At 34.3% G+C, this 13,421-nt stretch carries 13 protein-coding genes; 1 reads left to right on the plus strand and 12 read right to left on the minus strand.

Annotation, left to right across the window (positions count from 1 at the left end):
• Positions 1 to 285: 285 nt before the first annotated feature.
• The 10 genes from IPN31_06355 to IPN31_06400 form a co-directional block, all read right to left on the minus strand.
• Positions 286 to 3,519 carry an efflux RND transporter permease subunit gene (locus tag IPN31_06355; GenBank protein MBK8681515.1) on the minus strand — a complete coding sequence of 1,078 codons (3,234 nt, stop codon included), beginning with the start codon at positions 3,517 to 3,519 and terminating at the stop codon, positions 286 to 288.
• A 109-nt stretch (positions 3,520 to 3,628) separates the two neighbouring features.
• Positions 3,629 to 4,021 (minus strand): hypothetical protein, encoded by a 393-nt coding sequence (locus IPN31_06360; protein ID MBK8681516.1) that lies wholly within the window; start codon positions 4,019 to 4,021, stop codon positions 3,629 to 3,631.
• A gap of 195 nt (positions 4,022 to 4,216) precedes the next feature.
• On the minus strand, positions 4,217 to 4,615 hold the full coding sequence (locus IPN31_06365) for a group III truncated hemoglobin (protein ID MBK8681517.1): 399 nt from the start codon (positions 4,613 to 4,615) through the stop codon (positions 4,217 to 4,219).
• Positions 4,616 to 4,622: 7 nt separating this feature from the next.
• Entirely contained in the window at positions 4,623 to 5,027 is a 405-nt protein-coding gene (locus IPN31_06370; GenBank protein MBK8681518.1) for a cytochrome C, read from the minus strand.
• Positions 5,017 to 5,292 carry a hypothetical protein gene (locus IPN31_06375; protein ID MBK8681519.1) on the minus strand — a complete coding sequence of 92 codons (276 nt, stop codon included), beginning with the start codon at positions 5,290 to 5,292 and terminating at the stop codon, positions 5,017 to 5,019. Before IPN31_06375 ends, IPN31_06370 begins: the two co-directional genes overlap by 11 nt.
• Positions 5,292 to 6,299 carry a cytochrome c gene (locus tag IPN31_06380; GenBank protein ID MBK8681520.1) on the minus strand — a complete coding sequence of 336 codons (1,008 nt, stop codon included), beginning with the start codon at positions 6,297 to 6,299 and terminating at the stop codon, positions 5,292 to 5,294. Before IPN31_06380 ends, IPN31_06375 begins: the two co-directional genes overlap by 1 nt.
• Before the next feature lie 10 nt (positions 6,300 to 6,309).
• Positions 6,310 to 8,058 carry a cbb3-type cytochrome c oxidase subunit I gene (locus tag IPN31_06385; GenBank protein ID MBK8681521.1) on the minus strand — a complete coding sequence of 583 codons (1,749 nt, stop codon included), beginning with the start codon at positions 8,056 to 8,058 and terminating at the stop codon, positions 6,310 to 6,312.
• A gap of 48 nt (positions 8,059 to 8,106) precedes the next feature.
• Positions 8,107 to 8,541, minus strand: coding sequence for an Rrf2 family transcriptional regulator (locus tag IPN31_06390; GenBank protein MBK8681522.1), 435 nt, complete (start codon positions 8,539 to 8,541; stop codon positions 8,107 to 8,109).
• Between the two features lie 146 nt (positions 8,542 to 8,687).
• On the minus strand, positions 8,688 to 9,533 hold the full coding sequence (locus tag IPN31_06395; GenBank protein MBK8681523.1) for a T9SS type A sorting domain-containing protein: 846 nt from the start codon (positions 9,531 to 9,533) through the stop codon (positions 8,688 to 8,690).
• Positions 9,487 to 10,029, minus strand: coding sequence for a hypothetical protein (locus IPN31_06400; GenBank protein MBK8681524.1), 543 nt, complete (start codon positions 10,027 to 10,029; stop codon positions 9,487 to 9,489). The genes IPN31_06395 and IPN31_06400 overlap by 47 nt, the downstream gene beginning before the upstream one ends.
• Before the next feature lie 207 nt (positions 10,030 to 10,236).
• Here IPN31_06400 and IPN31_06405 point away from each other — a divergent pair, with 207 nt between their 5' ends.
• Entirely contained in the window at positions 10,237 to 10,689 is a 453-nt protein-coding gene (locus IPN31_06405) for a carboxymuconolactone decarboxylase family protein (GenBank protein MBK8681525.1), read from the plus strand.
• A 47-nt stretch (positions 10,690 to 10,736) separates the two neighbouring features.
• Here IPN31_06405 and IPN31_06410 read toward each other — a convergent pair whose 3' ends face one another.
• On the minus strand, positions 10,737 to 11,771 hold the full coding sequence (locus IPN31_06410; protein ID MBK8681526.1) for an NAD(P)-dependent oxidoreductase: 1,035 nt from the start codon (positions 11,769 to 11,771) through the stop codon (positions 10,737 to 10,739).
• Between the two features lie 83 nt (positions 11,772 to 11,854).
• Positions 11,855 to 13,315 carry a catalase gene (locus IPN31_06415; GenBank protein ID MBK8681527.1) on the minus strand — a complete coding sequence of 487 codons (1,461 nt, stop codon included), beginning with the start codon at positions 13,313 to 13,315 and terminating at the stop codon, positions 11,855 to 11,857.
• Positions 13,316 to 13,421: the final 106 nt, after the last annotated feature.

Consider the following 13,421-nt stretch of genomic DNA (forward strand, 5'->3'; position numbering starts at 1 on the left):
CCATTATTTTTTTATCTGTGTGGTATAATTCTCCCGCAGATAACCGCAGATAATAGTATCTGCTTTTTTATAGATTATATATTTTTCTTTAGTTTATTTTTTTTATCTGCGTAAATCTGTGTGATCTGCGGGCTATATTTTTCCCGCATATTTCGCAAATAACCGCAGATGCTATTTTTTTATAAGTCATTTTTTTAATTTATTTATCTGCGTAAATCTGTGTGATCTGCGGGCAATCTTTTTCTCGTAGATTAGCTCAGATACTTTTATATACTTTTTCATTGGTTATTTTTTTTTCTGTAATGATCTGTGTGATTTGCGTGGTGCTATTTTCTCAAACATGATATAGAGAATTGGCAAAACAAAAAGTGTAAGGAATGTGGCAAGTAATAATCCACCAATAACAACAGTAGCCAATGGTCTTTGTACTTCTGCACCGGCTCCATGACTTAATGCCATCGGTAAAAAACCAAGTGAAGCAACGAATGCTGTCATCAGTACCGGACGCAATCGTGTTTTTGTTCCACGCAATACAATTTGTTTTAAGTCTGTTTCACCACTCGATTTAATTCGGTTAAACTCTGCTATTAATACAATGCCATTGAGTACGGCGACACCAAACAAGGCGATGAAACCAATTCCTGCACTGATGCTGAATGGAATGCCACGAATTGCTAATAATAATATTCCGCCAATTGCAGAAAGTGGAATTGCTGAATAAATAAGCAGGCCTTGTTTTACAGAATGAAAAGCAAAATAAAGAAGTATAAAAATCAATAGTAATGAAACCGGAACGGCAAAGGCTAATCGTTTTTTTGCTTCAATTAAATTTTCAAATGCACCACCATAAGACACATGATAACCCGGTGGCAAATTCAAATCTTTGTCAACCTGAATTTGTAAATCTTTTACAATGCTCTCCACATCTCTTCCACTTATATTGAAGCCAACAATAATTCTTCGGTTTGCATTTTCCCGTTGAATTTGATTTACACTTTGCTTAATAGAAACATCTGCAATTTGATATAATGGTATTTGTGTTCCTTGTGAATTAGGGATTAAAAGATTTTGTACATCTTCAATATTCTGCCGTTGCTCACCTGCCAGACGAACCACCAAATCAAAATGTTTTTCATCCTCATATACCTGTCCACTGCTCTGTCCAGCAAGTGCTGTGTTCACCACCTTATTGATGTCGGAAATATTTAAACCATATTGTGCAATTGCATTTCGATTGTAATTGATTATTAATTGAGGGAGTCCATCAATTGGCTCAACATAAATATTCTCTGCACCATTAATTTTGCTTGCAATGTCGCCCAACAGTTTTGAATACTTTGAAAGAGTATCCAGATTTTCACCGAAAATTTTGCAGACCACATCTTGTTTTGCGCCGGTCATCAATTCATTAAAACGCATTGCAACAGGATATTGAAAACTATAAGCAACACCCGGAACATCTTTCAATGCCTCATTCATTTTTTCGGAAAGTTCGTTCCATGTTTTTGCTGATGTCCATTCGCTTTTATCTTTTAAAATAATCATCATGTCCGAAGCTTCCATTGGCATAGGATCGGTTGGAATTTCACCGCTTCCTGTTTTGCCAACTACCTTTTCTACTTCGGGAAATTTATTCAATAAAATGTGTGCTGATTTCATTACAGCCTCAGTTGAAGTTTCGATATTACTTCCTGTTAATACAAGTGTTTCCACTGCAAAATCACCCTCAGGTAATTCAGGAATAAATTCTCCGCCCATGCGTGAAAAAATAACAATTGCAAATACAAATAAGGCCACTGTAATTCCAATAACAGTTTTAGGAAATCGCAACACTTTTACTAAATATTTTTGATAAAAATTTTCAATAGCATGCATCATTCTGTCGGATATATTTTTCTTGTGCGTAATATTTTTACTAAGAAATAATGCACTCATCATTGGGATATATGTAAGTGAAAGAATAAATGCACCCAGCAATGCAAAGGCAACAGTTTGTGCCATCGGCTTAAACATTTTTCCTTCTATTCCTTCCAATGTAAAAATTGGGAGATACACAATCAGAATAATTATTTGACCGAATACAGCACTGTTCATCATCCTGCTTGCCGAGTGATTTACTTCGCTGTCCATTTCGCTTTGTGATAATTTCGTATGGTGTGATGCTGGTAAATGATCGGCCCATCGTTCTTTGTTTTCTATTTTTATTTCTTCGGTTGAAATAGGTTGCGCATTCACTTTTAGCAATGTACTTTTCACCATTAAGGAGTGCATCACGGCTTCCACAATAATTACCGCACCGTCCACTATCAAACCGAAATCCAATGCACCCAAACTCATCAGGTTACCACTTACTCCAAATATGTTCATCATGATTACTGCAAACAACATGGACAATGGAATTACCGATGCTACTAAAATTCCTGCTCTGAAATTTCCAAGAAATAACACCAATACAAAAATTACAATTAGAGCACCTTCCAATAAATTTTTTGAAACGGTACTTATCGCATTGTTCACCATTTTTGTTCTGTCTAAAAATGGTTCTATCTCGACACCTTCGGGCAGTGTTTTTTCAATTTCTGCAATTTGATTTTTTACATTTTTAATTACTTCACTGCTGTTACCTCCTTTCAACATCATTACCACTGCACCGGCAACTTCACCTTCATCATTGTAAGTCATTGCACCGTAGCGAATGGCATTTCCAATGCGCACTTCAGCAACATCATTTATTAAAAGTGGTGTTCCGTTTTTAGTATTTTTCACCACTATATTTTTTATATCATCAATATTTTCAATTAAACCTTCAGCACGGATATAAAGCACTGTGGATGCTTTTTCAATATATGCACCGCCAGTATTTTCATTGTTTTTTTCCAAAGCGGTAAACACATCATTGATTGTAATTGCGTAAGAATTTAATTTGTTTGGATTAATAGCAATTTCATATTGTTTCACTCTACCACCAAAGCTGCTCACATCAGCCACACCTTCCACACCAAGCAATTGTCTGCGCACAATCCAATCCTGGATTGTCCGTAATTCTGTTGCATCATACTTTGATTCATAACCTTTTTTCGGTTTCAATACATACTGATAAATTTCTCCTAAGCCGGTTGTAACTGGTGCTAATTCCGGCGAACCAATTCCTTTAGGAATTTCTTGTTCGGCTAATTTTAATCGTTCAGTAACTTGTTGTCTCGCCCAATACACATCTACATCATCTTCAAAAACAATAGTAATCAGCGATAGACCAAAGCGAGAAAAACTGCGGATCTCTTTTAGTCCGGGAATGTTGCTATTTGCCTGTTCAATAGGAAAAGTGATAAGTCGTTCCACATCGGGAGCACCTAACGAAGGTGTTACTGTAATTACTTGCACCTGATTATCGGTGATGTCGGGCACAGCATCAATAGGAAGATGGGTTAATTGATAACTACCGTATGCAATGAGGGCAAAAATGAACAAACCTATAATGAGTTTATTCTTTACAGAAAATGCAATTATTTTATTGAGCATAATTATTCATTAATGAATTGAAAATATAAAGAGAAGGTGAACCCTTGTCTTATTTTCTATGACTAAGTCATAGAAATATCTCACCCGAATAGCAATTCGGGTTTATTCATTAAATGAATTGCGGAGGTTGGAGAATCTTATTTTGAAACGAAGATGAATAAATCAGTTCGTTGCAAATAGAAATAACTTTTACTGAACAATAATCAATTTGATCAATAGAAAAATCGTTCGCATTATTAAAAGCTAGTACTGTGTGTACTGTTGCACAATCATTGGTTTTAAATGGTAGCTTTTGATGATCGTGATGTTTGTTATCAGTATCGTTATGCGAATTGTTATTATTGTAATGTTCATTCAGGAAGTCAATAAAAGATACACTGTTATCATTGTCATCATGCTCTAGATAATGATGAACCAGAACAGGAATTTTCAATAACTCATGTAATTCTGTATTTGCATACAGAAACAAAGTGAGAAATGATATTACAATTGTATTTTTCAATGTGTTAAAGGTAAGTATAATTGAAATTGCAAACAATGACTTGTGTCCGTAGCAAATTCATTGAATCAAATCCCTATATATTAGTTAAGTTCCCATTTACTTTTTAACAGAAAAAAAGTGTTGGAATCCAATTGCAAATCACAATTGAGTAGAGTAATTATTCAGGATTATAAAAAATTTGAATGGAGTCGCAGATCACATCAATGGGATGGAACTATTGTGCTTGTAATATTCAATTTTGGAATAAAACATTTCCGCCATTCTCTCACCTTGCCATTTGGCTCTGTCAGCTTTTTCACCGGCAAATAATTCGTCAACAGTAGTGTAGAATAAATTCAACCAATTATCAAAATGTTCTTTGGATACAGGCAATTTAGCATGAGGAAAAAATGGATTGCCCTGATAGGTTTTTTCTTCTAATAACACAGTTTGCCAGAAGCGGCACATTTTTTCAAGATGCTGTGGCCAACGGTCCTCAATTACATTATTAAAAATATCTTTCAATAAATCGTCTTCACGAATTCTGCCGTAAAAAGTATCTACCAAAAGTGTAATGTCCTCAAGTGATTGAATGTCCTTTTTAGTTTGATTCATTGTCTGTTTACATATTGAAGTGTGTGATAATAAAATATGCTGCCCATCCCAAAAATGCAACTAATATTATCCATAACCAACTAGGGATACTTTTTGGCGTTTCACTGCCCTCAATAATAAACTTTTTTTGATTGCCTTTATCATACGCATTTATCATTATAGGAATCACACCATCCACAATTTTATTATCGCTAATACCATCCACTGCAATGGCAGGTCCGTTCCTCACAATAAATTTTATTTTTCTGATACCTTCTTTGCCTACCGGTGATTTACTTACAATTTTTAATGTGTGTTCTCCATCTGTTAATTTCCGTGTATCTAATTCAAATTGCACAGGTGTGGAAAGTTCTGCAATAGGTTGCAAATCATCATCTACAAATAATGTAACTCTGCTCTTATTATCTTGCATCTTCAAAGTTGGTTAGAATTGTTTGTTTAATATGATTACCGTTTTTTTCACCGGGCTTAATTAAATATTTTATTGAAAGAATGAGTGTTACCAAAGTAAGTGCAGCAACAACACCAATTATTACCCAATCCCAATTGCTTTGAGGACCGGTACCATGCGTAATTCCCTGTGTTATTTTTGGCTGTTGTTGTTCACATACTTCACATGCCCACATAAACTTATTTAAAAGCATCAGAACAATCAATATCACAAATTGCTTTTTCATTATTTACTTGAGATTACGTTTAAGAAATCAATAATTTTTTTAACCTCTTCTACACTTACTGTTGCTGCATTATTTCCCCAACTTGATTTTTCATGATTAATAATTGCAGTTACTTCTTCAGGCGTTAAATTATTATCCGTACCCACTCCAGTCATCACTGCATATTCAGGTCGGGCATCATAGCCTTGCATTATTATTTTCACAAATAAATCCAAGTCATCACCCAATACAATCGGACTGTTTTTTAATGGAGGGAAAGCACCTTGCAATCCTTCACCGTTGGGTTGGTGACAAGCTGCGCAATTATTTGTATACAGTAATTCTCCATCAAGTTGAGCGGGTGCATCGCCACTGGCAGCAACAGTTTTTTCAGCTTTCTTATATAAAAATTCAAGAGGTAATTTTCCATCAGGTAATGGAGTTTGTTTTAAACTTTGTAAATAAGCAACCAATTGCAAAGCTTCTTTAGTTGCTACAATTTTTCCATTAATTCCTTTTCTGAATTTATCCGGAACAGTTACTTCCACTTCATCATCACCTACTTCATTTTTAATTTTAAATAGCCAGGGATAAGCGGGCATTATTGATTTTTCTACAACTGCCCGTGGCTGATATAAATGTAATAAATTCCAGGCGAGTGAACCTTGTCTGTTTCCTACATTTGTAAGGTCAGGACCTGTTCTTTCAGTACCCATAAGCGTTGCGGTATTTCTCCAGATATCCATACGTTTATTATCTGCATAATCCGCTGCAATTCCCGGTCTGCTGCCCCACATTTTATCCATATCAATATTGCGTACTTGCTGTGTATGACATGCAACACAACCATTTGCAATATAGATTTTTTTACCTGCCATTTCATCTGCTGATAGTGGTATTGCATTGGGAAGTGGCGCATTATTTTTTTGATTATTTAGCGCAGGCATCACAGCAACAATAATTGTGAGTGCAACAAATAATCCCAATGCTGCACCGAAGAGTTTTTTATGATTATCGAAAAAATCCATTGCGTTTTTTTTAATTAAGGTTTGATTGTGTATCCGTTTGTGCCTTTGCATTTAAAATATCTATCGCAGATTTAGGTATTTCGAATTCATCTTGCTTCTTAACCATTGTATAAAAATTATAAGCAAACAAAATATGTGAAATCCACATCAATGAACCACCTATTGCACGCCATAACCAAAATGGAGTCATCATTGCAACGCTATCAATAAATGGTTTGCCGTCCATCCACATTAATCCTTTCAATGTGGAGCCATACATTAAAGGCACGGTATAAAATAATAGGCCTATAAGTGCAAGCCAGAAATGTGCACCCACTGTATTATGTGGAGGCTCTTTTCCAGTAAGTCTTGGAACGATAGTATAAATAAAACCCCATAACATAAATGTGATAATTCCATACATAGTTAAGTGGGAATGCGCAACTGTAAAATCGGTAAAATGCCATACTAAATTTGTAAATCGAAAGGCTTCCGCAGTTCCTTGTAGTGAGCCTGTGAAATAAAAGATGATACCTATTAAATAAAAAGGAAGTGTATAGCTGTCAGAAAGTTTATTCCAAGATCCTTTAAAAGTCATTAAGAAATTTGTAGTACCTGCAACAACCGGAATTATCATACCCACACTTCCTACAATGGCAACAGTTTGCAACCACCATGGAATTGCACTGAAAATAAAATGGTGTGTACCGATGAGTGTATAGAAAATAATTTGTGTCCAGAACGCTAATATCCCTAAGCTATAAGAGTATATAGGTTTATTGAGTTGTTGCGGTAAAAAATAATACATCAAACCAAGAGACAATAACATAAACCACATTCCCACACCTTGATGCATGTAGTAACCTTGTACAATTGTTTCTCCTAATCCGGTTTGCCAGCTTGGCCAATATGCAACAATTGCAATTACTAATACAAACATCATTGCCGAAACAATATACCAGTTAGAAACATAAATTTCTTTGGTAGTTCTGCGGGCAATTGTTTTCAGAAAATTTAATAATGATATGAATACACCAATACCAAATAATGCCATAACAGGCCAGATATATTCTCTGTATTCACCACCTCCATTATTAATACCCGCCATTAACATTACACTGCCAATTATAACACTTGCATTAATGAGAATTAGAGTAGTATAACCTGTTTTAATACTTGCAATACGCACATTACTTACTCGAGGAATTACATAGTATGCTAATCCAATCATTGCCAAAGATGCCCATCCCCAAAATACCATATTAGTATGTACAGGTCGTAATCTTCCAAAACTTAACCAACTGATATGATCAACATCCGGTGCCGAGAATTTTATTCCGAGATATTCTCCGAATGTTGTACCTAACACCAACCAAAAAGTAGCACATCCTAAATACCATAGAATTAGTTTGGTTAAATCAGGTTCTATATATGGTCGTAATTGTCCTCTTTTCTTTTTTTCTACAAAGCGCAATACATCTGTATTGCTAATATTATCTATCAATCCTTTTTTGTCGGATGGAGGTGCATCTCCTGCCAACTCATTATTAGCTAATGTATATTCCAATTCTTTTTTTCGTTGTTCCAATTTCTCCACCTCGTCAGGAGATAAACTTCTGAGGTAAGTATTAAATTTTTCTAATTCCTTTTTGTGTAGATATTTTTTAAATATCGAATATGTACGGGTAACTACCAATAAGGAAGCTACAATTATCGGTATTGCAATAAGTAGTATGGTAATTATTATACCTGATTCACCTAAAATATTATTACTTTCCATAATTCAATTTATATTGGATAAAATTGTCCATTATTAAGATAAATTTTTTTATCGTCTTAAAAATGCTAATCCGTTTTTTACATCCATACTCAACGATTTTACAGATGTGGTTTCCAGCATTTGTTTAAGTTCCTCTCTAATATTTTTAAACTGATAATGTACAGGGCAAGGCATGTTTTCATTGCATCGTTTCAAACCCAATCCACACCCTCTATAAATTACATCTCCATCAATTGCAAATACAATAGTGCTTAGCATAACTTTATCTAATGCTTTACTATCCATATAAAACCCACCTTTCGGGCCTTTTTCAGAATTGATAATGTTATTGCGGGTGAGTTGTTGTAAAATTTTTGAAGTATATGCTTCCGGTGAATTAATTGCTTTAGCCACGACTTTTAAACTCACCTTTTTATCCTCAAGTGATTTTTTTGCTACATAAATTGTAGCCTTAATTCCGTATTCGCATGCCTTTGAAAACAATTTCTAAATCTTTCGGAACAAAGATATGCAAAGTTTGATTATAACGGACAAATTTGTCCAGTATAAATTTATTTGTTTTTTGAAATCGTGAGGATAGTTTAATTACTACAATTGATGTAGCAATTATACCTCAAATTTTGACAGTATTATTTTTGAATTATTAATTTTTCTTTTAAAAATCCTTTTTCGTTCTGCAGAGTTAGAATATACAAGCCATCGGGTAATTGTATTTCAAGTGTATTTTCTTCATTATACAAATAGGAGAGTTGTGTTATTAATTCTCCGGTACTATTATAAATGCGCACTACCGCATCTTCATAAAATGTATCAGGTAGAACCAGGGTAAAAATTCCATTATTGGGATTTGGATAAATATGGAGTGTAGTATTCTTATTAGTATTTTCTATGAGTTCTGTTGTTGAAAAAATACTTTCTGCATAACCAATATCCCAATAGTATCCCATGATAGAATCTATTATTGCGGTGTCTCTTCCGGTGTACCACATTTTAAATTTATTGGCGATGCTATCATAAATTACTGTGGGATGTGTAGCCCAATATCTATCCCATTCATTTGTATTACCTATTTGTAATACCGGATTTTCTGTTGACTTTGTCCAGTTAATTCCATCCGTTGATTCAGCAAATCCTATTTGAAAATTTTCAATAGCCCATTGATTAAGTGCCGAGTAAAACATATAGTATTTGCTTCCCACTTTTATCACAATTGGTTCTGCAATACTCGCCGAATCCCAGTTATCCTGAGCACCGGCAATTAAAACCGACGAGGGAAATACTTCCCAATGTATTCCATCCAATGAAGTGGCATATCCAATATTTCCTTTTCCATCGGTTGGTTGACTATTAAATATAAGATCAGGTGCAGTGAACCACATTTTATAAATTCCTTCTTCCAAAATAACTGAAGGACCAGAGATAAAAGTGTTATACCAATCCACATCCACTTCCCGGAGATAAAACAGGATTATCAATATACTTTATCCAATTGATTCCATCGGCAGAATATGCATATCCAATTTGATGATCATTTATTGGCTGGCAACTTGCTTTTCTTCCCGCATACCATAATTTGTATCGTTCATTTACAGGTGCTGAAATATCTTTAATTACAGTAGGTGTTTCAATACCGTCAGAATCAAATTGAGAAGTATCTGCACTGATATCCAACACCGGATTTCCTGCAAATTCATTCCAGATAATGCCATCCACAGACCATGCATAACCCATTCTTACATGCGGACAATCATCTGTTGCGGTTAACCAACCCACACCTGAATACCACATCTTTAAAGTATCATTATCATGGATCACAAATGCATCGCCTGTTGCAAGACCTTTCCAATCGGGAAATACTGCACTTCTTGAAAGTACAGGTGTAGAATGTTTTGTCCAATTAATTTGTGCAATACTTGTATTGAAAAAGAAATTACACAGCATGCAAATAAAAAATAATCTTATAGGTTTCATTTTATAATTAAAATATAGAATTTAATCGCAAACAATTGTTTTGATAATAGCAGATTTCAAAAATGTATTTTTAACAATGATCTACTGATTTTTTTTAAAATGTAACCAAAGTAAAATATTATTCCAAAATACGATTAATTGATGATAATTTAAATTACAACCTTTATTAGAAATTTCTGTTTTTTTATTGGATAAAATTTTATTACAATGAAACAAAGATTGAATTACGGTGAAGTTGCACCCGAGGCAATGAAAGCCATGTATGGTTTGGAGAATTATGTAAAAAATTCCGGTTTGGAAATATCGCTTTATGAGTTGGTGAAAACAAGAGCTTCTCAATTAAATGGCTGTGCGTATTGTATTGATATGCATACTAAAGATGCTCGCAAAGCCGGTGAAACAGAACAGCGTTTATATGCTTTAAATGCCTGGCGGGAAACGCCTTTTTATACTGAGCGGGAAAGGGCTGCACTGGAATGGACAGAAGCGTTGACATTGATTGCAAGTAATCCAGTATCTGATGAGTTATATGCCTTGGTTCGCAAACAATTTACTGAGCAGGAAATTGTTGCACTGACTATGGCGATTTTTGCAATTAACGGATGGAATCGTTTGGCGATTGGTTTTAGAACAGTGCCCGGTACTTATGTAGCTCGATAAATATTATTGCTAATATAGGAGAATGGCAAAATGCATTAAAACCTTTTTTACTTTTCAATATTAAAATAATGTTCCATCTCTTTTTTATTCTGTTGATTGTAAGCAGCTAAAGGTTCTGATTGTTTTTTTAAATAGTTTTTTATTGGCTTTTTAAAAACCTGGGTTAATATTTTTCTAAGAACAGAAATTTTGGATTGTTCTTTTTCAAAATAACTATCTAAAGTATCCTTGGTGAAATTCAATATTGCATCTAATTCATTGCCATCTTTATAATAACCGCAGTGGAAATTTTTATCAGCAAATGTGTTTGGGGGGAAATCAAATTTGCCCAAACCGAATATTTTAAATGAGCGTATTAATAAATCGGAATAGCTTATTCTACAATTTTCTCCACCACCCAGATTGAATATTTTTTTTGATACTTGTTCTTGTTTGAATATTGCATTCACAAAAGCTCTTGCTGTATCTTCCGGTGTTGCAATTTCAAGTGAAGTATTCAGCGGTTGATGAAACATTAATTTGGAAATTTTATGTCCACCCATTATTGCAGACAATCTGAAAATACTCCAATCAAGTTTACTGTTTTGAATTATTTTTTCAGCCGCAATTTTTGTAGTTGCATATTCATCCCTCGGACTGGGGTTTAATGGATCTTGAGTTGTTATCCAGGGATTTTTTATTCTATCACCATATACCGAAACAGATGAACTATATAAAAAAAATGCATGAGGAGAATGTTGTTCTAAACAGCGGATTAATTGTTCCGTACCTATTGTATTTACTTGGTATGCTAACTCCGATTTTTCATCGGCCAAAGGTGGAATTATTGCTGCAAGATGGATAACAACATCTTTATCAAAACAAATATTTTTTAAATTATCCGTCTTGGTAATGTCTCCATAAACTATCCGTACTTCCTTTGAGAATGGTTTGAATTTTTTTCTTGATTTTTTCGAATTTACATCGAATACTGTGATCTCAAAATTTTCTTTTATTGCATACAGTTGTTTTAATACTTCATACCCCACAGTTCCTGAAGCACCGGTTAATAAAATTCTTTTTTTAATTGTAGGAGATAGCATTGGATATATTCTAAATTAAATAAAAAAGCTATCCAAAAGAAAAGTTCTACTTTCGGATAGCTGTATTTTACAATGTGTTTTAATTACATTTTTATATCATTCATATTTATTCCCAAAGCCATTGCTACACCTTTGCCATATTCAGGATCTGCTTTATAGCAATTGCCGATATGACGCTCTTGAATAAATCTTTCAGCACCACCAATTGCAGCAGCAGTATTATTAAACAGCGCTTGCTTTTGGTTATCATTCATAATTCTGAATAAATTTCCTGGCTGAGTAAAATAGTCAGGATCTTCACGATGATCATAATGAAAAGCAGCACCTTCCAATTCTAAAGGAGGTTCCACAAATTCTTTTTGTTCTTTCCATTGATCATAACTATTTGGTTCGTAATGAAGCGTTGAACCTTCATTGCCATCAATGCGCATTGCACCATCCCGATGGAAATTATGGAAAGGACATTTCGGTTTATTCACCGGAATCTGATAATGATTTACACCTAATCTATACCGTTGTGCATCACCATAGGAGAACAAACGACCTTGCAACATTTTATCAGGAGAAAAACCAATTCCCGGAACTACGTTTGCAGGATTAAAAGCAGCTTGTTCTACATCCGCAAAATAATTTTCAGGATTTCTATTTAATTCCATAATACCCACATCCATTAATGGATAATCTGCATGTGGCCATACTTTAGTTAAATCAAATGCATCAAAGCGATAATTTTTTGCATCTGCTTCCGGCATTATTTGCACTTGTAATTTCCATTTAGGGAAATCACCTTTTTCAATTGCATTAAATAAATCCCTCTGACTACTTTCTCTGTCTTTTGCAACAATAGCTTCTGCTTCTTCATTGGTTAAGTTTTCAATTCCTTGCTGTGTTCTGAAATGAAATTTCACCCAATGCCTTTCATTCTTTGCATTTATAAAACTGAATGTATGACTTCCAAAACCATGCATGTGTCTCAATGATTTAGGAATTCCTCTCTCACTCATTAAAATTGTAACCTGATGCAATGCTTCAGGCAATAGTGTCCAGAAATCCCAGTTGTGATTTGCACTTCTCAGGTTTGTTTTTGGATCTCTCTTTACGGCTTTATTCAGATCAGGAAATTTATAAGGATCCTTCATGAAAAATACCGGAGTATTATTTCCTGCCAAATCCCAGTTACCTTCTTCTGTATAAAATTTAAGCGCAAAACCACGAATATCTCGTTCCGCATCAGCAGCACCTCTTTCTCCGGCAACAGTAGAGAACCTTGCAAACATTTCAGTCTTTTTTCCTATTTCGGAAAATATTTTTGCTTTAGTGTATTTGGTAATATCATGGGTTACTGTAAACGTACCGAAAGCACCTGAACCTTTTGCATGCATTCTTCTTTCAGGAATTACCTCTCTGTCGAAATGCGCTAATTTTTCAAGAAACCAAAAATCCTGTAACAGCATTGGCCCTTTTCTTCCCGCAGTTTCTACGTTTTGATTCTCAGCAATCGGCCTTCCTGAAACCGAGGTGAGTTTTTTCTTTTCATTGTTCATTTTACTTTATTTTGTATTATTAAATTTCATATAAAGCTGCTATTTTTCAGCTTGTTACCTAAAAGTCAAATCTAATAAAAATAATATGGAATTACAGCAAATAAAA

The sequence above is a fragment of the Bacteroidota bacterium genome (assembly GCA_016715425.1).
GTDB lineage: Bacteria > Bacteroidota > Bacteroidia > Chitinophagales > BACL12 > JADKAC01.